This is a genomic window from Bacillus sp. YBsi01, from assembly GCF_038406745.1.
Lineage (GTDB): Bacteria > Bacillota > Bacilli > Bacillales > Bacillaceae > Bacillus > Bacillus siamensis.
Genome location: NZ_CP151679.1, coordinates 3,511,011 through 3,532,371, shown reverse-complemented (window position 1 = coordinate 3,532,371; position 21,361 = coordinate 3,511,011). Strand labels below are relative to the sequence as shown.

21 protein-coding genes are annotated in these 21,361 nt (G+C 46.5%); 11 read left to right on the top strand and 10 right to left on the bottom strand.

Annotation, left to right across the window (positions count from 1 at the left end):
- Window positions 1-30: 30 nt before the first annotated feature.
- Window positions 31-597 (bottom strand): YdhK family protein, encoded by a 567-nt coding sequence (locus tag AADZ70_RS17875; protein ID WP_029575257.1) that lies wholly within the window; start codon window positions 595-597, stop codon window positions 31-33.
- Window positions 598-800: 203 nt separating this feature from the next.
- Here AADZ70_RS17875 and AADZ70_RS17870 point away from each other — a divergent pair, with 203 nt between their 5' ends.
- On the top strand, window positions 801-974 hold the full coding sequence (locus AADZ70_RS17870) for a hypothetical protein (RefSeq protein WP_016937085.1): 174 nt from the start codon (window positions 801-803) through the stop codon (window positions 972-974).
- Window positions 975-1,024: 50 nt separating this feature from the next.
- Here the strand turns inward: AADZ70_RS17870 and AADZ70_RS17865 are convergent, their stop codons facing one another.
- Both AADZ70_RS17865 and AADZ70_RS17860 read right to left on the bottom strand, forming a co-directional pair.
- On the bottom strand, window positions 1,025-2,383 hold the full coding sequence (locus tag AADZ70_RS17865) for a serine hydrolase (RefSeq protein WP_342007421.1): 1,359 nt from the start codon (window positions 2,381-2,383) through the stop codon (window positions 1,025-1,027).
- A 138-nt stretch (window positions 2,384-2,521) separates the two neighbouring features.
- Window positions 2,522-2,791 carry a hypothetical protein gene (locus tag AADZ70_RS17860; RefSeq protein ID WP_342007420.1) on the bottom strand — a complete coding sequence of 90 codons (270 nt, stop codon included), beginning with the start codon at window positions 2,789-2,791 and terminating at the stop codon, window positions 2,522-2,524.
- A 232-nt stretch (window positions 2,792-3,023) separates the two neighbouring features.
- On the opposite strand from AADZ70_RS17860, the gene AADZ70_RS17855 reads away from it, so the two are divergent.
- Entirely contained in the window at window positions 3,024-3,278 is a 255-nt protein-coding gene (locus AADZ70_RS17855; protein WP_016937088.1) for a hypothetical protein, read from the top strand.
- A 58-nt stretch (window positions 3,279-3,336) separates the two neighbouring features.
- On the opposite strand, the gene AADZ70_RS17850 is transcribed toward AADZ70_RS17855, so the two are convergent.
- Window positions 3,337-4,524: a macrolide family glycosyltransferase gene (locus AADZ70_RS17850; RefSeq protein WP_016937089.1), complete on the bottom strand. Its 1,188-nt coding sequence runs from the start codon at window positions 4,522-4,524 to the stop codon at window positions 3,337-3,339.
- 139 nt (window positions 4,525-4,663) lie between these two features.
- Window positions 4,664-5,350, bottom strand: a complete 687-nt coding sequence (locus AADZ70_RS17845) for a GntR family transcriptional regulator (protein WP_029575258.1) — start codon at window positions 5,348-5,350, stop codon at window positions 4,664-4,666.
- 180 nt (window positions 5,351-5,530) lie between these two features.
- On the opposite strand from AADZ70_RS17845, the gene AADZ70_RS17840 reads away from it, so the two are divergent.
- Both AADZ70_RS17840 and AADZ70_RS17835 read left to right on the top strand, forming a co-directional pair.
- The gene (locus tag AADZ70_RS17840) at window positions 5,531-6,586 is read left to right on the top strand and encodes a tartrate dehydrogenase (RefSeq protein WP_016937090.1); all 1,056 of its coding nucleotides are present in this window, start codon (window positions 5,531-5,533) and stop codon (window positions 6,584-6,586) included.
- A 21-nt stretch (window positions 6,587-6,607) separates the two neighbouring features.
- Window positions 6,608-7,513 (top strand): alpha/beta hydrolase, encoded by a 906-nt coding sequence (locus tag AADZ70_RS17835; RefSeq protein ID WP_099744150.1) that lies wholly within the window; start codon window positions 6,608-6,610, stop codon window positions 7,511-7,513.
- A 130-nt stretch (window positions 7,514-7,643) separates the two neighbouring features.
- On the opposite strand, the gene AADZ70_RS17830 is transcribed toward AADZ70_RS17835, so the two are convergent.
- Window positions 7,644-8,261 carry an NUDIX hydrolase gene (locus AADZ70_RS17830; RefSeq protein ID WP_342007419.1) on the bottom strand — a complete coding sequence of 206 codons (618 nt, stop codon included), beginning with the start codon at window positions 8,259-8,261 and terminating at the stop codon, window positions 7,644-7,646.
- Window positions 8,262-8,513: 252 nt separating this feature from the next.
- Here AADZ70_RS17830 and AADZ70_RS17825 point away from each other — a divergent pair, with 252 nt between their 5' ends.
- Both AADZ70_RS17825 and AADZ70_RS17820 read left to right on the top strand, forming a co-directional pair.
- Window positions 8,514-8,984, top strand: coding sequence for a GNAT family N-acetyltransferase (locus tag AADZ70_RS17825; RefSeq protein ID WP_342007418.1), 471 nt, complete (start codon window positions 8,514-8,516; stop codon window positions 8,982-8,984).
- 145 nt (window positions 8,985-9,129) lie between these two features.
- Complete coding sequence (locus AADZ70_RS17820; RefSeq protein WP_342007417.1) at window positions 9,130-9,873, top strand: sulfite exporter TauE/SafE family protein; 744 nt, start codon at window positions 9,130-9,132, stop codon at window positions 9,871-9,873.
- 39 nt (window positions 9,874-9,912) lie between these two features.
- On the opposite strand, the gene AADZ70_RS17815 is transcribed toward AADZ70_RS17820, so the two are convergent.
- The gene (locus tag AADZ70_RS17815) at window positions 9,913-10,752 is read right to left on the bottom strand and encodes a helix-turn-helix transcriptional regulator (protein ID WP_342007416.1); all 840 of its coding nucleotides are present in this window, start codon (window positions 10,750-10,752) and stop codon (window positions 9,913-9,915) included.
- Window positions 10,753-10,860: 108 nt separating this feature from the next.
- On the opposite strand from AADZ70_RS17815, the gene fabF reads away from it, so the two are divergent.
- Window positions 10,861-12,096 (top strand): beta-ketoacyl-ACP synthase II, encoded by a 1,236-nt coding sequence (gene fabF / locus AADZ70_RS17810; RefSeq protein ID WP_342007415.1) that lies wholly within the window; start codon window positions 10,861-10,863, stop codon window positions 12,094-12,096.
- A 27-nt stretch (window positions 12,097-12,123) separates the two neighbouring features.
- Here the strand turns inward: fabF and AADZ70_RS17805 are convergent, their stop codons facing one another.
- Entirely contained in the window at window positions 12,124-13,335 is a 1,212-nt protein-coding gene (locus tag AADZ70_RS17805; RefSeq protein ID WP_045926951.1) for a Bcr/CflA family efflux MFS transporter, read from the bottom strand.
- Between the two features lie 155 nt (window positions 13,336-13,490).
- Complete coding sequence (locus AADZ70_RS17800) at window positions 13,491-14,603, bottom strand: glycerol dehydrogenase (protein WP_047478279.1); 1,113 nt, start codon at window positions 14,601-14,603, stop codon at window positions 13,491-13,493.
- A gap of 302 nt (window positions 14,604-14,905) precedes the next feature.
- On the opposite strand from AADZ70_RS17800, the gene AADZ70_RS17795 reads away from it, so the two are divergent.
- From AADZ70_RS17795 to AADZ70_RS17780, 4 genes are all read left to right on the top strand, one after another.
- Window positions 14,906-15,763 carry a YitT family protein gene (locus AADZ70_RS17795; RefSeq protein ID WP_003156057.1) on the top strand — a complete coding sequence of 286 codons (858 nt, stop codon included), beginning with the start codon at window positions 14,906-14,908 and terminating at the stop codon, window positions 15,761-15,763.
- 112 nt (window positions 15,764-15,875) lie between these two features.
- Window positions 15,876-16,403 carry a GNAT family N-acetyltransferase gene (locus AADZ70_RS17790; protein WP_342007414.1) on the top strand — a complete coding sequence of 176 codons (528 nt, stop codon included), beginning with the start codon at window positions 15,876-15,878 and terminating at the stop codon, window positions 16,401-16,403.
- A gap of 276 nt (window positions 16,404-16,679) precedes the next feature.
- Entirely contained in the window at window positions 16,680-18,308 is a 1,629-nt protein-coding gene (gene abc-f, locus AADZ70_RS17785; protein ID WP_342007413.1) for an ABC-F type ribosomal protection protein, read from the top strand.
- Between the two features lie 141 nt (window positions 18,309-18,449).
- Window positions 18,450-19,172 (top strand): gamma-glutamyl-gamma-aminobutyrate hydrolase family protein, encoded by a 723-nt coding sequence (locus AADZ70_RS17780; protein WP_016937100.1) that lies wholly within the window; start codon window positions 18,450-18,452, stop codon window positions 19,170-19,172.
- 33 nt (window positions 19,173-19,205) lie between these two features.
- Here AADZ70_RS17780 and AADZ70_RS17775 read toward each other — a convergent pair whose 3' ends face one another.
- The gene (locus AADZ70_RS17775; RefSeq protein ID WP_342007412.1) at window positions 19,206-21,359 is read right to left on the bottom strand and encodes an MMPL family transporter; all 2,154 of its coding nucleotides are present in this window, start codon (window positions 21,357-21,359) and stop codon (window positions 19,206-19,208) included.
- Window positions 21,360-21,361 lie beyond the last annotated feature (2 nt).

Sequence of the window (21,361 nt, the reverse complement as noted above, 5' to 3'; positions counted from 1 at the left end):
AGGAGTTCCTTCGGCTTTTGCGGTCTTTTTTTATTTTGCGGCGGAAAGCTCGTCTTCTGTCACCCATTTATGGTTCGTTACTTTTTGGCCGCCGTCCGTCGGTGTATAGTCGACCATATAAACGGTTGTCTTTTTGGCTGAATCAATAACGGCTTCGGCGCCCTTCATGCCTTTCATATGGGATGCCTCGATGACGGCCTTGTCACCCGGCTTTAACGTCTTATCACCGGCGCCCTTTAATTCTTCCTGAATGACCCATTTATGATCTTTAACGCGCTTTCCTCCAGTTGTCGGCGTGTAAGATACACTGTAAACCGTTGTATCATAAGCACCTGTTACCGTTCCTTGCGCATTTTTCATGCCCTTCATATGAGAAGCTAAAATCATGACGTCACTGCCGACTTTATAAGTCGGATTTTCGGCCTTCTTTAAACCTTTCGGCACCTCGGATGAACCTGAGTGATTCATGTCTTCGTGAGCGTGCGTTTCTTTGTCTTTCGCTTTTTCGCTTCCTCCTGAAGATTGGCTGTTGCATCCGGCAAGCGCCAGGACGGGAATGAGGAGAAACATGCTGAATAAAAATAATCTTGCTTTCATTTCAAGAACTCCTTTGCCTTTTTGATTTTTTACTTTTCCCTTTCGGTTCGTCAGTAAAACAAAAGATGAATTGCAGCCGGTCACCTCTCCTAATTCTTCAAATCTCTCTTCATTGCCTTTCGTCAGGTGAAATTGTTCACAAAATGTACACATTAATGGAAATGCAGTATAATTCAATTATCAGATAATAGGGGGAACTCATCATGAAAACGAAGGTTTTTGCGGTGGTATTGGGCGCTGTTTTAATGGTTGCAGGTTTGATTTTGGCAGAGGTTTCACTTTATATGGAATACATCACCATGCTCGGAGCTATGATTTTCTCTTCTATATTCATGTCAGAGCCGAAAAGGAAATTTCGCGTCATCAAAGGGGTTTGACTTTTCTATTACCGCCGTCTTCTCAGGACGGCGGTTTTTTTGTATGTCACTCAGTCTATTCGCAGAGCGGTTTCTTCTGTGCCGTCTTGATATAAAACGAAATGTGAGGCCGCTTGGTCTTTATCGCCGGCAAATTCAATTTCAAGCGGCAGCGCCCGGACAAAATAACGGGTTTCCGTCATTGGGAATAATTCGAATGGTGTCTGCCCGTCTATAGTAAGATACAATCGATTTTCTTTTACCGCCACCGATGCATGGGTATCATCCTGAAATGAGTAATCACCGATAAATCTGCTGTAAATCGCAGGATCGATATCTGCTTTTTTCTGATCCGCCGGACGTTTCGGAATCTCGTATGGCTGATCAAATAAGATCTTTACAGCCGCGGAAATCACAGCTTGTTCAAATTGATACGGTTGTTCCATATTGCTGAGATAGATCAGTGTTTTATTGTGGTCAATATAACGGATCATCAGAGTTGAATAGCCCGGCCAGCCTCCGTCGTGACTGACAACCTTCCCTTTTTGGGGGCTGTTTTGAATCATCCAGCCAAATCCATACCCGAAGTGCTCTTCTTCATTCCAATAGCCAGGTGTAAAAGCTTGGTCTTTCGTCTCTTTGCTGATGATTTCTTCCGTATAAAGAGCCTGATCAAACAGATATAAATCTCTTATCGCGGAGTTAACGGTTCCGTCACCTTGAATGCCGTCAAGGAAGACGACATAATTGGTTTCCTCAAGTTCATCAGGCAGGACATACTCTCCGGAATGCACATCATAGACATAGCCATATGCATAGTTCGGGATGTTTTCTTTACTCAGCCTTCTGTTATAAACCCGCGTATCGTTCATACGGAGCGGATGAAATACAGCTTGCTGCATAAATTCAGCAAAACTCATGCCTGATACAATTTCAATCATAACCGCTAACACAACATACCCCGTATTACTGTAAAGCCACCCCTTACCCGGCGGGAAATAAGCATCCGGTTTATGCTGCTTAAGCATATCAATCACATCTTGATTAACGGCAATTCTGTCCCGGTCCCAATGTGTTAAGAACAGCTCCATATAATCCGGCAATCCTGACGTATGATGAAGTAAATGCCGAATGGTAATGCCCGGATAAGGAAAATCAGGAAGCCACCGCTCTATCATATCGTCATACCGCAGCTTCCCCTGCTGCTCTAACTTCATAATCCCGAGAGCAGTAAACGGCTTCGATACTGAGGCTAATTCAAAGACAGAGCGGTCATTCAGCATCCTGTTTGTTTCCAGTTCTGCAGTTCCGAATGAACCCTGATATAAAATGCGGCCGTTTTCTGCCGCTAAAACAGCTCCGTTTATTTCATGCCTTCCGTCTAAAGTGCTGAAAAGCTGTTCAAAAGCTTGTTTTTTCTTATCCTTCATTATTATCCCCCATATAAAAACTGTATTTCTCTTTTATACGAATGGCTTTTATATGGGTTTCAATATTATTCCTAAAAAGGCACATGTTGGTAAATATACGATGATAATCAGAAGCCGCGGTGTTTTTATGACGATCTTTTATTCACACAATACAGTACAGGCTTCGAATTCAACATGCTTCTCATCTTTTTTTGCCCCGGCAATTTCCATAGTTGAAAACATCGCACAGACGACAGCTTTGTATTCGTTCATGACGGTTTGAATTTCAATCAGGAACCGTTCGGATGAAGCCGCGCATTCCGTTACGTACTCTTTCATTTTGCCGATAATATCATCTGCCTGACGGCTGAATCCTGCCGCCTCCAAATCACTCACAAACTGGTTTTTGTTCATCAAATGAATATGCATTTTCAGGCCCCTTTCAGCAGTAGGTTTGTGGTTATACCTACTGTAAAGGACAGGGTTGGATAAACTTTTAATAAAATATGAACAAACTATGAATTGGCGCATCTGCCTGACCCGCGTGCATCCGGCGGTGCTCCATACCATTCGAACTACCTGAAAATAATACTTCTTTACTCTATTAAAAACAGCTCATATATGATCTAATACTGTAAAATGATCGTTTAGGAGGCGGCCTATGTCAACAGCAGGAAACCGGCAAAAATTTTGGGTCAAGGCGATGCTTATAGCGGTCTTTGCTGTGTTTGTCTTCTCTTTTTCTGAGAATCATTCACAAAAGGACTGGCACGCGACAGTAGATCAGGCGTCCGTGAATGTTTTCGGCCAGCAGATCTTTGAAAAAGACCGTCTGGAAAAAACACTCGGCGCACGTGAGGCAGAATCTCTTCTGACTCTTATCAAACTCGCAAATGAAGAGCATCACATCATCTAAGAGTCTTTATAAAAAGCCTGTTTCCCTTTTTACAGCGGAAACAGGCTTTTTTCGTGTATTATTTTTTTTGTTCAATAAACCGGTCGATCCGGGCCAGAACATCTTTCATGTCCATGCATTCTTTAAAGCTTTCGTTAATGGCTTGAATGCCTTGTTTATATTTCCGGTTATGCAGCACTTCTTCTGCAGCAAGCTTTAACTTTTCAGCGCTTAATTCATCTTTTTGCACTGTATAGCCGGCATTCAGTTCAGTCAGGCGGCGTGCAATCATCGGCTGATCTTTATCATGCGGGATGACAACCAGCGGCACTTGATAATGAATGCCTTCATTTACACTGTTCATTCCGCCATGTGTAACAAATAGGTCAGCCTGCTCCAGCACCTCAAGCTGCGGCACGTATGGAGCGATGATAAAGTTTTCCGGCGCCTGTTTGATTTTCGACAGATCGGCTATTTCTCCGGCGGCGATGACAACCTTGCCTTCAAAATCTGAGAACGCGTCTATGCACAGATTGAAAAACGCTTCCGTGTCCCAGAGTACCGTCCCCATTGAAATATAAATGACTTTTTCATCCTTTAAAGAATCAATCGGGAAGTCGGCGTGCCCCTTTCTCTTCGGAAAACTTGGACTGATAAATAAATACTCATCTCCGAACGTCTCGCTTTCGGGCTGAAAATATCTGCTTGTATAGACGACGTTCAGTTCACCCGTGTTGTTCATAAATTGGAGCAGGCTGTCAGGAGCAACGCCGTATTTGTCTTTCATCTCAGCCAACAGCTCTTCACATTCCCTATCCGGCTGAAACGGCACGCCCGATTCCGGATGGAGCGGGAGGGTTTTCAGGCCGTCTTCGTTGAGCAGGAAGGATGCTGAAGAAGAGATGCCGGGAATGTTGAGATAATCTCTCACCAGCTCTCCCGCACCGAATTTATCATAATAGACGGCGTCGAATTGAATGTCCTCAGCCAGACGCTGCACAATATGTAAAATCTCCAGTGACGTTTTGATATGAATTTTTAAGAATGGCAGTATGCCGGACGGGCTGTCTGGATCAATGGGTGTCATTCTGAGCAGATCGCGGTGAAGGTGAACCTCCGCCCCTACTCCTTCCAGCCTGCTTTTGTATTTTTCCGTTGAGATATAATGAACGTGATCGCCCCGTTCACTGAAGGCCTTTGTCATACCGAGGGTCGGGTTTACGTGTCCTTCTGCGGGAAAATTGACCATGAGAATATGTTTTGCCATTTTCAAACTCCTTTGCCTTTTTTGCGCTTTTTCCATATCCATCATAAATGAGCAGAAAAAATCATGCAAGAAACATCAGTCAGGTCTTTATTGCAGTTTGATGACACCGCAAAAAAAAGGACAAGGCTTTTCGCCTTGTCTATCGTGATGATTCGTCTGTTTCTTGTGCTTTCAGCACGCCTTTCAGATGTTCTGCATCGTGCTTGAGATGTTCCGTCATATAGTGCACAGCTTTTGTTTTGTCGCCTTTTTTTATTTCTTCAAAGACTTTCCGGTGCTCATGTAAGATCACTTCCGCACGGTCATCCCCTTTAAAATTAAGGACTCTGCAAAAATGAATCAGCACATTGACATGCTCAAGCAGCTTGGCCAGCTGACTGTTATGGCTGAACTCCACAAGGAGCTGATGAAACGTTTCATTCAAGGAAATAATCTCCGTCTCTTTGACGCCTTTATGGATGGCTTCTTCCGTCTCCCGCAGCTGTTTTTCGATGAGTTCAATTTCACTCTCAGCCGCTTCATCAATGACGAGTTCGACCGCCAGTGATTCAAGTGACATTCTGATTTGATAAATCTCTTCAACATCCTTTACGGATAAAGAATAGATGACAAAGCCGTTTCGATCGTCTGCCGTCAGAAGTCCGTCCTTTTCAAGGAGCCGCATCGCTTCTCTGACCGGCGACCGGCTGACTCCGAAATCCTTGGCCAGCTGTGTTTCATTCAGCCGTTCTCCCGGTTTAAAAATCCCGTCAAATATCATTTTTTTCAATTGGGAATAAAATTGCAGATAATACGGGGTTGGCTTATCTAATTTAAAGTTATCCATCTTTCCTACCTCTTCATACAATTTAGGCCTTATTGTTACCAAGATCATATAACAGTTTATCTATGGAAGCAACATTCCCGAGCTTGTCAGCATAGCGAATGTGGCGTAATATGGAATTATAACAAACGACGGTCGACGGTCTGCCGTAAACCGAAACAATTCATTCAGGGGGGATGGAATATGAAAACATACAAGATTGCCAGCATACCGGGGGACGGTGTGGGAAAAGAAGTCGTTCCGCAAGCGGAGCGGGTGTTGAACGCAATCGCCGAATTACATGGGGGCATGGCATTCGATTTTACTTCTTTTCCGTGGAGCTGCGAGTATTACTTGGAGCACGGAACCATGATGCCGGATGATGGATTAGAAACGTTACAGCACTTTGATGCTTTGTTTTTAGGAGCGGTAGGGAATCAAAAGCTCGTCCCCGACCATGTTTCGCTGTGGGGGCTGCTCATCAAGATACGCCGGGAATTTGAACAGGTGATCAATGTGCGGCCGGCGAAGCTGCTGCCGGGCATCACGTCCCCTCTCGTTAACCCTAAGGATTTTGATCTGCTGGTCGTCCGGGAAAACAGTGAGGGCGAGTACAGCTCTGTCGGCGGCAGAATGTATCAGGGCGAAGACGAAATCGCCATTCAAAACGCGGTCTTTTCCCGCAGAGGAACGGAAAGAGTGATGCGGTATGCCTTTGAACTGGCGGCAAATCGGAAAAAACACGTCACAAGCGCGACGAAATCCAACGGTATTGTTCACTCGATGCCGTTTTGGGATGACATCTTTAAAGAGGTCAGCCAGGAGTATGCCGGGATTGAAACGGACTCGCAGCATATTGACGCACTGGCGGCCTTTTTTGTCACTCACCCAGAGCGCTTCGATGTCATTGTCGCTTCAAACCTGTTCGGAGATGTGCTGACAGATATCGGCGCGGCGATTATGGGAAGCATCGGGATCGCTCCCGCCGCCAACATCAATGTAAACGGCAAATACCCTTCCATGTTTGAGCCTGTTCACGGCTCCGCTCCGGATATTGTCGGAAAAGGGATTGCCAACCCTATCGGCCAAATATGGACGGCTAAATTAATGCTCGATTCATTCGGAGAAGAGGAGCTGGGCAATCTCCTCCTGCAATCAATTGAAACGGTCACAAACAGCGGCGTCCTGACCCCGGACGTCGGCGGAAAACATTCAACGGAAGACGTCACTTCCGCTATTATTTCTCAAATAAAAAAATAACATTTTATAAGGAGAGAGAAAATGGATTCTTTTCGTGAACAATTTGAAAAGCATGTGACCCATGATTCAATTGAGGTAAATGGCATCCGCCTTCATTACGTCTTTGCGGGAAAGGAGGAGGCTCCCCCCGTCATTCTCCTGCACGGCTTTCCGCAAAGCTGGGTGACGTGGCGTTATGTAATTCCGACGCTTGCCGCTTCTCATAGAGTCATCGCTGTTGATCTGAGGGGCTACGGCGATTCTGAAAAGCCGGGCGGCATAAACGGCTATGATAACAAAACGATGGCAAGCGATATACAAGGTCTGATGCGCCGCCTGCATATACAAAAAGCGTTAATTGCCGGGCATGACAGAGGCGCCAGGGTAGCAAGGCGGCTCGCTTTAGATGCTCCGGAGCTGGCGGCAGGCCTTGTGCTCATTGACATTATGCCGACTGAATACGTCTATGATTCTCTGACGGCAGCTGAAGCGGCAAAAAAATACTGGCACTGGACATTTCAAGTCGTTCCCCATCTGCCGGAAGAATTAATAAGAGGAAAAGAAGAGGAATATCTTAGATTTTTATTAAGCAGAGGTGACGGGCTTTTTGACCTGCTGACATCAGACGGCGCCTGGGACCGGTACTTAGCCGCCTGGAAGCAGCCCGGCGCTGTCCAAGCTGCGCTTAACGACTACAGAGCCGCTTATCACATTGATTTGCCGAGATATCGTTCAGAAAAGGAAGCACAGAAAAAACTGGATGTTCCCACGCTTTTGCTGTGGGGAGAAAAAGGGAACTTAGCCGGCCTTCCCGTGCTTGACACATGGAGAGAATCAATTCGTGAAGTCAGCGGATATGAGGTAAAAGGCTGCGGCCATTACGTCCCCGAGGAAAAACCGACAGAAATTGCCCGCAGGATTATCGATTTTTCAAAAACGGTTTTTTAAGGGGCGCACCACACCGAAACAGGCAGACTCTTAAAACCCGGCCTGATGATTTACCATCTCTATCACAGGCCGGATCATTCATAAGTGAAATGGTTCTGAACCAGTTCCTCTCTTTTTCCTGCTTGCTGCCTTAATCAAAATAAACGGGTTCGTCCGGATGTTTGAGATATGCAAACATCCTTTCAATCTGACTTTCCGTATTGCGGGCTTCAGACAGCGGCGGCAGCTCCGTTTCTGCAAAAAAAGCGGCCGCGCTGGTTTCCGTTCCCTCCCTGAGCTGTCCGCCGATGATCTCACATTTGATAAACACTTTGTAAACGTGGGCAGCGGACGGCGGATGGGAATGGCATTTCTTATCCATTACAGCTAACAGTTTGACCGGCTTTACGTCAATGCCCGATTCCTCTTTTACTTCCTTGACAGCTGCTTCGCCCGGAGAGATCCCGATATCGGCCCACCCGCCCGGCAGCGCCCATCTGCCGTCGCTTTTCTCTCTTACCATTAATATGCTCTGATCTTTAAAAACTGCCGCTCTGATATCAACTTTCGGAGTGGGATAGCCCGTGTCATCGGCGAATACGTCTTTGATGATCCTTTTGTCGATGCCGGTATGATGCGCCATGATATCCACGCTTATTTTTCTTATTTCTTCAAATCTCTCAATATCATATATGTCTTTGGAATAAGCCAGCCCCGCTTGCGCCGCGGATTGAAGCTGTTTTGCCCATTCAAGCCATTTTGGCTCCATTTTCAATCACCTGCCGATCTTTATGTTTTCACGAATACAGAAAATGCTGCCGGTTCATTAAACCCCAGTTTTTCCGCCGATGAGACTGGGGCCGGTTCTCCCCCCTGCCGGATGAAAGAGTTTTGGAATTCAACCGTTAGGAAGTATTTTTTGACGTCTTCGCTCATAATACCTCCTTGACGATATGGCAACCATATCCTTTATGATGATCATTGGATGATCTTCAGAAAAAGCGGAAGAGGAGTATGAAGGATGACGATTGAAATCAGAGCAGTGACGGAAGAAAACCGTGCCGATATACTGGCGCTTCATGTAAGTGAAAGCCAGGCTTTATTTATTGAAACCGCGGAAGAGTGTTTACAAGATGCTGAGGATTGCCGGCATTATCAGCCGGCCGGCCTTTATGTTGACGGGGAGTTGGTCGGCTTTGCCATGTACGGCTGGTTTCCGGAATATGATGAAGAAAATAAAAACGGCAGAGTGTGGCTTGACCGTTTTTTCATTGATGAACGATACCAGGGACGGGGATTAGGCAGACTGATGCTTGATGCCCTTATCCATCATCTCGCTCAATTATATGGTTGCAGACGGATTTATTTAAGCCTGTTTGAAGATAACGTGCACGCACTGCGCCTTTATCAAAAATTCGGCTTTAGATTCAATGGAGAGCTGGACTCAAACGGGGAAAAAGTGATGGTCAAAGAGCTGCAGAGCGCTGTATAAAAGCATTCCGGCTTCTTGCCAATACTTTAAATTTGAGGTAACATAAAGATATTGAACGACGGTCGACGGACAACGGTCGATCGCAAAACATCTGGTACAGCGGATCGAAACATTGTCATCAGCCATCTAAATGGAGGAGAAGATTGTGCTTATTATACTCGTTATGTTTCTGCTCGGGATTATTCTCGGGTTTATCGGCGCGGGGGGAGCCGGCTTTGTCATTGCACTTTTAACCATACTTTTTCACGTACCGATTCACACGGCTTTGGGCACTTCCTTAGCCGGAATGGCTTTCACAAGTTTGTCCGGGGCTTTCAGCCACTACCGTGAAGGCAATATTCAGATGAAAATCGGTCTCATCGTCGGCGTTTTTGCGGCATTCGGTTCATTTTTCGGGGCCAGACTTACTTCTCTTATCCCCGCAGATTTGCTGCATTACTTGACGGCGGGCATGCTGTTTTTATCTGCTCTATTGATTTTAGTCCGGTTATTTATTTTAAAAGAAACACAAGAGGACACCGGACCGCAAAGCAATCTGAACATATGGGTGAAAGCCGTTGTTCTCGGTATCATCGCAGGAATCTTGTCCGGAACATTCGGCATCGGCTCCGCCCCTATCATCCAAATCGGCTTAATGATTCTTTTGCGCTTATCCATCCGCCAGTCGGTCGGCACAACCATGCTAGTCATTATCCCGCTTGCAGTCGGCGGAGGTCTCGGTTATGTGACGGAAGGGTTTGTCGACTATATGCTGTTGGTCAAAGTGCTGATCGGAACGATGTGCGGCGCATATGTCGGAGCGAAATTCACCAATCTCGTGCCGAAAGTCATTCTGAAATCAGCTATCTTTTTAACACCGGCCATCGCCGGTCTGATGCTTTTATTTTAAACTGAACGGAAGGCGGCGGCCTCCCGTTTTTTTCTGTTTTCACCTGTTTTCGAAGAGCTTTTTCAGCTTTGCTTCCGTTTCGGTATGATCTACCGGCGTATACACGCTGCAGCGCAGGTCACTGTTTCCCTGAACCTGAAAAGAAGTCAGATTAAAGACCATTTTTCCCGCCTTCGCGTGGCGGAACTCAATTAATACTTCGGGAGCCGAGCTGACTTCGCTCTCATTCCACAGCGTATGAAACTCTGAATATGTCTTCTCCATTTCCTCTATAAACTGAGAATACCACGTATCCGCTACATACTGGCCGTAATACGTTCTGAAAATGGCAATGAAACCTTTCACAAAATGCTCCCAGTTCACGGCTAGACTTCTTAATTCTTTTCTTGAAAACAATAGCTCTATGAGATTCCGTTTTTCGGGGGGAATTTGTTCAAAATCTAAAAACACGTGAGCCGCCGCCTGGTTCCACCCTACGATATGACACCGCCTGTCCGAGATAATGGTGGGACAATAACGGAGCTCCTGCAGGATTTTCGAAAGGGACGGGCTGATGACCGCTTCTTCCTCCGCGGTAAACGGCTGTTTCACACCCTCATCAATGGCAAGCGCGTACAAATAATTTCTTTCATCTTTATTCAGCTGCAGCGCATCGGAAACGGCGTCCAATACACCTGCCGACACTTTAATGTCTCTGCCCTGCTCCAGCCACGTATACCACGTGGTGCTTACGCCGGCTAATTGCGCGACCTCTTCTCTTCTGAGTCCCGGCGTTCTTCTTCGCGTGCCCGTCGGCAGGCCGGCCATCTGCGGAGAAATTTTGGCCCGCTGCGTTTTTAAAAACTCTGAAAGAGCCTGCAGTCTTCCTTCTGATATCATTCCGAATCTCTCCTCTCCTACCCTAGTATTTATTATACTAGGATAAACAACAACTTGTAATAGGATAATTGCGAGTTACAATAAATACATACCGAAGGAGGAATGACCATGAAAAGAGTTGTAATCACCGGAATGGGAGTGATTTCACCTCTCGGCAATGATGTAAATACATTTTGGAAACACCTGACGGAAGGAAAATCGGGAATTTCTTTCATAGATTCTTTTGATGTCTCCGGCTCCAAGACAAAAATAGCCGGCACCGTCCGCGATTTTGACGCAGAAGAAAGATGGGGCAGAAAAGAAGCGAGACGGCTTGACCGTTTCAGCCAGTTTGCTTTAGCGGCAGCGGAACAGGCGCTGGAAAGCTCCGAAATTCAGCTCGATCAGATTGACCGTGAACGCCTCGGCGTGTACGTCGGCTCCGGAATCGGCGGCATCACGACTTTGATTGAGAATGTTCATACTTTAAATGAACGGGGAGCGCGAAAAGTGAGCCCGAGCCTTGTCCCTATGATGATCTCAAATGCGGCAGCCGCTCAAATCAGCATCAGATTAGGCGCGCTCGGCCCCTCACTTTCTCCGGTGACCGCGTGTTCCATCGGCAATACGTCGATCGGGGAAGCATTCAACGCCATTCGGAATGATGACGCGGATATCATGTTTGCCGGGGGCGCGGAGGCGGCGATTACCAATCTGTCACTGGCCAGCTTCGGCAATGCCCACGCCCTTTCAGCAAGAAACGAAGATCCCGCCGCGGCAAGCCGGCCGTTTGACGCGGATCGTGATGGATTTGTCATGAGTGAAGGCGCAGGCATCTTAGTATTAGAATCATTGGATAGCGCAATCAGCCGAAACGCCCCGATCCTCTGTGAGGTGCTCGGCTACGGCGCGAGCTCGGATGCCTATCATATGGTGGCCTCTCATCCGGAAGGAACGGGCGCTTACCTGGCGATGAAAAATGCTTTGAAGAAGGCGAACGTTTCAGCGGAAGACATTGATGTCGTAAGCGCCCATGCGACAAGCACAAAAGCCGGAGATCTCTCTGAAACGTTGGCCATCAAGAAATTATTCGGAGAGCTTGCCTATGACATTCCGGTCACGGCAAACAAATCAATGCTCGGCCACATGCTTGGCGCGGCAGGCGGAGTTGAAGCCATCGCTTTGACAGAAAGCTTGAGACACGGCATCATCCCGCCGACGATCAATCTGCAAAACCCTGATTCGGCGTGTGATTTGGACTATGTATCAGACGGTCCGCGACATCAATCGTTAACGATCGGCCTTTCCAACTCATTCGGCTTTGGCGGGCACAATTCAGCGATCGTGCTCAAGACATATGAATAACGGAACAAAAAAAAGGAGTGAATCATTTCACTCCTTTTTTGCTTTCTCCGGTTTAGTTGTTAAGGTGAAAAACGCGATGGAACCGATAACGGATGTCGTAAACATAATCGCCCCCATCGGGACGGCCGTCGCTTCATTCATTCCGACAAGCGGCGACACGATGGAACCGAGAAGAAGCGGAAGCATGCCGAGCAGTGCGCTTGCGCTTCCCGCGCGGTGTCCCTGCTTTTCCATCGCCAATGTAAAGGTGCTTGTCAGCGTCATGCCGATCGTAATCATATAAATAAAAATTGAAATCACCAGTGCCGCCAGCGGCCCGTGAATGATCGTCATGACGAGCAGAACGGCAGTCGCCGTCATCGCTGTAATCACGCCGATTCTCAGCAGGCTTTTTTCATGAATGATTCCGCCGAAACGCCCGATGATAAAACTTCCGGAAATGATCGCCAGACCGTTTATGCCGAATAAAATACTGAATACCTGCGGCGAGACTCCGTAAATATCCTGATACACAAAAGGCGTCCCGGAAACATACGCAAAGCTCCCGCCGTGAATAAAGCCGACCGTCAGCGCATAGCCGATAAATGACCGGTCTTTCAGCAGGCTTCCCATTGTCCGCACGGAATTTCCGATGGAACTCGGAATCCGCTTTTCCGGCGGGAGGGTTTCTGTCAGCTTGAGCGCAATGATGAGAACAAGCAAAAACCCGATAACGGTTAAAAAGAGAAAAATCGTATGCCATGATGCAAACGGGAGCAGTAAAATCGCGCCTCCCGTCATCGGCGCCACCATCGGCGCGACGGCGGTAATGACCATCAGTAGCGAGAAAAACTTAGAAAGCTCTCTTCCCGTAAACACATCTCTGACGATCGCACGGGACAGAACGAGCCCCGCCGAAGCGGTGAATCCTTGAAGAAAACGGGCAATCACTAATGTTGTAATGTTCGGTGCAAGCGCGCAAAACAGAGAAAACAAAGCAAATAAAAAAATACATAGTAATAACGGTTTTCTTCTTCCCTTCGCGTCACTTAACGGGCCGACAACAACCTGTCCGATTGTCAGTCCGATCAGACATGCGGTTAAACTGAGCTGGACAAGTGATGCGCGGGCGCTTAAATCTTCAGCGATTTCAGGGAAACTCGGCAGATACATATCTATATTCAGCGGCCCCAGTATCGCAAGCATGCCGAGAAGAAAAGCCAGCGCAAGCCGCTCCTTGCCGGTCGGATTATGCAGCATATCGTTCCCACCTTTCCTTTGTTAGTCTCTCAAAACATTTGTATATTGTATCATAATTTTTTCTTTATTTTTAAAAGTTTTCAAGCAGGGCAAGAAGACATAAAAAAACCAAGAGCCGTCACAGCCCTTGGTTTCAAATCGCGCGATGAAAATGTTTACGCATGCTTTTCTTTAAACGCTTTTGCGTATTGGTCGGCCGCTATGATAGCATCCGCCACGTCATCAGCCGTCACATCAAAAGCGGCATGAATCGTTTCTTCCTCAATCGTCGCGGCTTCTGCCACTTTCATAATATCCTCTTTCGAAGCGTCTTTTAATTTGATGTCTTCAAGTGTGACAGGCAGCCCCAAGCTGATATAAAACGCAATATACCGCTCAATTTCTTCAAGCGAACGTTTCTCCAGCGCCAACTGAACGAGCGTGCCGAATGCCACTTTTTCACCGTGGGTTAAGTGATGAATTTCTCCTTCAAGCGCGGTGAAGCCGTTGTGAATGGCATGCGCCGCAGCCAAGCCGCCGCTTTCAAATCCCAGTCCGCTCAGAAGTGTATTGGCTTCAACCACCGCTTCCAATGCGGGCGTAACGGCTTTCGCTTTTACAGACTCATAAGCGAGACGGCCGTATTTGAACAGAACTTCCTCACATTTTTCCGCGATAGCCTCTCCGGCGATTGTGGGAATTCCGCCTGCCATCGTTTTTCCGCCGCTGGCGATGACACTGCGCGCCTCTATCCACGTCGCCATCGCATCGGCAATCCCTGATGCTAAAAAGCGCGGCGGAGCTTCTGCGACGATTTTCGTATCGACCAGAACCAGATCAGGATTTTTATGATAGAAACGATAATTTTCAAACGCGCCTTGTTCAGAATACACGACAGACAGCCCGCTTGTCGGGGCATCCGTCGAAGCGGCCGTCGGCACGATAACAGTGTAGCCGTTTATTTCATCTGATACCGCTTTGGCCGTATCAAGCGTTTTACCGCCGCCGACTCCGATTACAATGGACGCGCCCGCTTTCTCTGCGATGCCCGCAATTCTTTTCATTTCTTCTTGGGAGGCTTCCCCGTTGAAAACCGCCTCTTCAGCCGAAATGCTGCTTTTCTTTAATTCAGCCGTCACTTTGTGACCCGCGATATCCCATACGGTTTTGTCTGCAATGACGATTGCTTTTTCACCAACGCCCTCAAGGTGTCCGCCGATCTTTTCAATTGCGTTTTTTCCCTGCACATATTTAGCCGGACTGATAAAAATTCGTTCCAATGTTCTCATCCCTTCTTTGCTGCTTTATTCCATTTCTCTAATCAATAGTTTAGAGAATAAAAACTCTTCTGATATAATTCCTTGTTTTTATTTCATTCAAACCTCATATATACAATAGAAAATTCAATTTTTACGTCATTGACAAGATGTGAAGGTGTCTATATAATCTTCGATATTGAAGCTGATCATTCTTTACTGAATGAACAAACGAGATTGTGAATGATTCGTCTTAAAAATTATTTAGTTCTGCTGGATAATTTTTGAGGCGTTTTTGTTTTGTATATATTTTTGACTGCGGAGGAGGTTTGCACATGAAGAATATTTGCAAGGATATACTGATGATTATGGCCGGAGCCTTTCTTATCGCGGCATCCGTGGAATTTTTCGTCATCCCGAATCATCTGGGGGACGGCAGCACCGTGGGAATCGCTCTCGTTTTATATTATCTTTTCCATATACCTGCAAGCATTACAACTCTGGTTGTAAATTTGATTTTTATCGGGCTGGCTTATAAATTTTTAACGAAAAAGACAATTTTATATACGATACTCGGCACGGGAATGACTTCTGTTTTTCTCAGCATCGTCAGCTTTATTCCATTCGGCGTGCACGACATGGTGCTCGGGATTGTATTCGGCGCTCTGCTGATGGGAGCGGGGCTGGCATTGATCTTTATCGCTGACGGATCTACCGGCGGAACCACGCTTTTGGCTTATTTATTGAATTATACAAAGGGCTTTAACATCTCCAAAAGCATGTTTTATATGGATTGCGTCATTATTTTCGCGTCCGTTCTAGCGATCGGCATCAATCATATGCTGTATACGTTTATATTTGTTTATCTGTGCGCCAAAATCGTCGATATTGTCATTGAAGGTTTCCATAATAAAAAAGCTCTCACCATTATGTCCGACCAATACGAAGAGATCGCCAAAGCCATCACGTCCGAATACGGCAACGCGGCGACGATTTTTTACGGATACGGGTATTACGGAAGCAAAGACAAGCGCATTATCTATGTCGTCATTAAGAAGAACGAATTGCTGAAAATCAAAAAACACGTTCAAAAAATTGATCCGAAATCATTTATCGTTATTCATGAAGTAAAAGAAGCTGTCGGAGGGCAATTCGGCTTTACTAACCTGCCTGCCGCCGCCAATGAGAAATAACCGCCTGCAGTGTACAGCTGCAGGCTTTTTATATCGCCCTCCCCGCTCAAAGGTTTTTGCATCTTTTCGATCGAAGTATTAGGATGAAACCTTTTGGATGGGAGAATGTAAAATGAAGATCAAAACCGACAGACTCGTGATCCGGACATTTGAACGTGAAGATTGGCAAGACGTTTATGAGTACACGTCAAATCCGGAGGTCATGAAGTATATACCGGAGGGCGTCTTTTCCGAAGAAGACGCCAAGAAATTCGTTATTGAAAACAGCGGTGAACATGCTGAAAAGTATCCCGTTTTATTGAAGGATGAAAAAACGGTCATTGGTCACATTGCTTTTTTTAAGTATTTTGGCGACCATACGTATGAAATCGGCTGGGTGTTTCACCCGGAATATCAGGGCAAAGGATATGCTTCAGAGGCTGCACGCGCCGTGCTGGCATTCGGGTTTAACGAGATGAAATTACACCGAATCATTGCGACATGCCAGCCGGAAAATACGGCTTCGCACCGGGTGATGGAAAAGATCGGAATGAGACGGGAAGGTTTCTTCAAAAAATGCATCCCCCATGAAAATGACTGGTGGGGTGAATATTATTATGCCGTGTTAGAAGAAGAGTGGGAAGCCTCGAATCTGGAATAAAAAGGCGAATACCCTTTGCTCTTACAGGTAGGTGTGTGCTACACTGTTTGTAACAAATACGAAGGGACGATGGGTGGACAATGATTAACTAATCTTATTTTGACCGTTTGAAATCAAATATTTCAAATCAGAAAAAATAGGATTAGTCTGCCCATTTTCTATACGATACGAAAGCTATGTGAAAATAGCTTATTTGATCATGCACAGGTACGGCTAATCCTTCCAAATCAATTGGGAGGATTTTTTTGTCCTCCCTTTAAAGCGAGGGATTGACATATGAAAGAAATATTAAAATTAAGCGGCATCAGTTATGAAATCAACAGTGTGCCCCTTTTTCAACAGATCAGCGCAAGCGTTCAGCAGGGCGACATCATCGGCGTTATCGGCAAAAATGGCGCCGGCAAATCTTTATTGCTGCAAATGATCTGCAATAAAACAGCGCCGTCACAAGGACAGATTCAGATGCTGCAAGATGTGAACATCTATATGGTGGAACAAGAAACGGAAGCTTATGATTCCGGCCAACCGGAGCCTGCAGAAGCAGCCCTGTTAGAAAAATGGAACGTGCCCGCCCGCACCTTTTCACAATTAAGCGGCGGAGAAAAACTGAAAGCCCGGCTTGCCAAAGGATTCTCCTCCTCAAGCGGTCTTTTGTTATTAGATGAACCGACGAACCACCTCGATCAGCAAAGTTTAGACATATTGCTTAATCAGATCAAGAACTATAAGGGCACCATTATTTTCGTATCACATGACCGTGCATTTTTGGATGCGGCGGCGACAAAAATCTGGTCGATCGAAGGAAAGAAACTCATTGAACATAAAGGGAATTATTCAAGCTATATGGAGGTCCGCAAACAGAGAAGACTGACACAGCAGCGGGAATATGAGAATCAGCAGCATATGATCAGACGGATTGAAGCTCAAATGAACGAGCTGAGCGCCTGGTCAGCAAAAGCCCATGCCCAATCAACGAAAATAGAAGGCTTTAAAGAATACCATCGCGTAAAAGCAAAACGCACGGACGCCCAGATTAAATCAAAACGGAAGCGTCTTGAAAAAGAGCTTGAAAAAGCGAAAGCAGAACCGGTGGAGGCGGAGTATGAAGTCCGTTTTTCCATTGAGCACCGCAAAAAAGCGGGAAAGCGTTTTTTAGAAGTACGTGATCTCACAAAATCGTATGACGGCCGAACACTGTTCAAAAACGTGAATTTCACTGTTATGCACGGCGAAAAGATTGCCATTACAGGCCCGAACGGGAGCGGGAAAACAACATTATTGAAGGTCATTCTCGGTCAGGAAAAAGCGCAGGGAAGCATATGGATATCTCCGTCTGCAAACGTCGGATATTTAACGCAGGAAGTATTCGACCTCCCGCTTGATAAAACCCCCGAACAGCTTTTTCACAAAGAAACGTTCGAAGCAAGGGGAAATGTTCAATCCCTCATGAAGCATTTAGGATTTACCGCAGCGCAATGGACGGAACCCATCGGCAAGATGAGCATGGGAGAGCGGGTCAAATGCAAGCTGATGGCGTTTATTCTGGAGGAGAAAGATGTGCTGATTCTGGATGAACCGACAAACCACCTTGACCTGCCGTCACGCGAGCAGCTTGAAGACACATTGGCTCAATACGACGGTACGCTCATCATCGTATCGCACGATCGCTACTTTCTCGAAAAGACGACAGACATCCGGCTTGATATCACGAACGGCAGCGTTCAAAAACAATGGAAAGAATCCCCCGCCGCCAGAGATGATATTGAAGAGCTGCGGTTAAAGCTTGAAACCGAACGGCAGGAAGTCCTCGGAAAGCTCAGCTTCATGACTCCGGCTGATAAACAATATCGTGAGCTTGACCAAAAATTCAAAGAGCTGACGGAAGAGATCAAGAAATTGAAATGAATGTAAAGACCCGTGATTGTTGTCACGGGTTTTGTTTTAGAAAGCTTACGTATAAAGAGAATAATTTCAAACTGATTTGTACAACCTACGTTCAGATTTGTTATGAACAGGCTCAGAAAGAAAGGTTCAGGTGAACGAAGAATGGCCAAGCGCATTGGTATTACGGGAAACATTATGGCTGATCAATCCGGTCCTTTCCCGGGTTATAATCGGGCGTATGTCAACAATGATTATATTCAGTCTGCTGCCGAGGCCGGCGGTGTGCCGTTTATATTGCCGGTAATTCAAGAAACTGAGCTTTTAAAGGAACAGGTCTCTCATGTTGACGGCATTATTCTGTCCGGCGGCCAGGATATAGACCCGCTGATGTACGGTGAAGAACCTTTACAGGCTTTAAGAAAGACCTTTCCTGACCGGGACGCCTACGAGAAGGAGCTGATCCAAACGGCGGTTGCTTTGGAGAAGCCGATACTGGCAATCTGCCGGGGGATGCATATATTAAACGTCACTTTCGGGGGGACTTTATACCAGGATCTGACACACGCTTCGTTTGCTGAAATTAAGCACGATCAAGAAAAAGATCCCCCGTTAAGAACCCATCATGTTTCTTTTGAAAAAGGAACCCGTCTTCATTCCTTGTTTGGCGATTCAACGCTTGTGAACTCGTTCCATCACCAAATCATAAAAGAGACAGCGCCATCGTTTAAGGCCGCGGCTTATGCGAAAGACGGGGCCATTGAAGCGATTGAACGGACGGGTGAATTATTTGTCGTCGGCGTGCAATGGCATCCTGAAATGCTGACAAAAAAACATGAAGATATGAAAAAGCTTTTTTCTCTTTTTATGGATGCGGTCAGCACATAAAAAAAGCAGATCATTATGATCTGCTTTTTCATTTTATTCTTCCGGTTTCTCCGGCGTTTTGCTTTGTGTCAGCTTATGGCCTTCGATATCCACGTTCGGAATGATCTTATCCAGCCACTTCGGCAGGTACCAGGCCGCATGTCCCATCAGCTTCATGACACTCGGAATGATGGTCATTCTTACAATGAACGCATCGAAAAGAACACCGAATGTCATTGCCAATCCCATGGATTTGATCGTAGAGTCCCCTGCGAAGATGAATCCCGCAAAGACGAAAATCATGATCAGCCCCGCCGCTGTTACGACAGGCCCGCTATGTTTCAATCCGGCATGGACGGCTTGTACCGGGTTTTTTGTTTTGACATATTCTTCTCTCATTCTGCTGACAAGGAATACTTGATAATCCATCGCCAGTCCGAAAAGAATACCGATCGCCAAAATAGGCAGGAAGGCGAGAATCGGGCCTTTTTCCGGAATGCTCAGCAAGCCGGTAAAATTCCCATCCTGCAGGACGAATACCGATAATCCGAGTGTAGCGGTCATCGTCAGCAAAAAGCCAAGAACGGCCGCCAGCGGCACGAGAAGAGAACGGAAAACAACGGTCAGCAATACAAACGCAAACCCGACAATGAGAATGGCGAATTCCGGAATCGCATCGTTTAACCGGTCTGAAATATCAATGTTCACCGCGGTTGATCCGGTGACGAGCAGGCGGATGCCATTTTTGTCTGATCGTTTCCGTATATCCTGCACTAACTCTTTCGTTGCCTTATCATTCGGCCCGGTTTCAGGCACTGCCGTAATAATGGCATAGTCCCCTTTTTCGTTCGGCATGGCAGGGGTGACGCTCGCCACATTATGCAAGTCCTTCATTTCTTTCACGGCGTCTTGGAATGCTTCATTTTTATTGCCCTTGACATCTTTTGCATCGGCAACAATTGTCAGCTTGCCGTTAAAGCCTTCGCCGAATCCTTTAGATAAAAGATCATAGGCACGGCGATCCGGACTGTCTTTCGCTTTCATTCCTGCATCAGGCAGCCCCAGCTCTAAATGCATGGCCGGCAGACTGATGACGGCTAAAAGAATAATGCTGAAAATGCTTAACAGAATAGGCCTCTTTGTCACGAAGCGCCCCCAGGCATTCGTGTCGGCGCTTTTCTTTTCTTTCTTCTTGTTTGATTTCGGAATCATCCGTTTTCCTGCAATTGACAACACCGCAGGCACCAGCGTAACAGAAGCCAATACAGCCATCAGCACACTGAGTGCCGCAGTCAGCCCCATCGCAGACATGAACGGAATGCCGACAACAGTTAATCCGCAAAGCGCCACGATCACAGTCAGTCCGGCAAAAACGACGGCGCTGCCAGCCGTTCCCGCAGCTTTAGCGATCGATTCATTTTTTTGTACACCTTCGCCCAAAAACTGACGATGCTTCGTAAAGATAAACAGCGCATAATCAATCCCGACGGCCAGTCCGATCATTCCGGATAATGAAAGACTGACTGAGGCGATCGTAAAGAACTGTGTCCCAATTAACGTCAGCGCGACGCTTACGCCTAACCCAATCAGGGCCGTGACAATCGGCAGCCCCGCTATGACTAATGAACCAAACGTAATGGCCAGTACGACGAATGCCAGCACAATGCCGATAATTTCTGATACACCGCCGACTTCAACACCGGCCCCCGGCACATCACCGCTGAGCTCCGTCTGCAGGCCCTTGTCTCCGGCGGCGGACAGACTGTGTTTAATATGTGAAACAGACGCATCCGTAATGTCATCCGCCGCTTTTTTGTACGTAATATCGGCATATGCCACTGATCCGTCTTTAGAAATGGTTCCTGTCTCAAAAGGACTTGCAATCGAAGCGACTGAATGATCTGTTTTGATCTTCTTTAATGTCTCTTCAATCGCTTGTTTTTCCGGTTTTGACGTCAATTTCTTCCCGTCTTCAGCTCCGAAAATAACCCGTATGCTTCCTTTATCGGGCCCCTTTGAAAATTCTTTTTGAATGATATCCATCGCCTTTTCAGAAGGTGTGTCGGGAATTGACATATCCTCAGAAAAAGCAGGTTTTAACGAGATGGCGATCACTATTGAAGCGATCAGTATCACAAGCCACGCACTGATCATTTTTAATCGGTTGCGGGCAGACCATCCCCCTAATTTATATAAAAATCCAGACATCG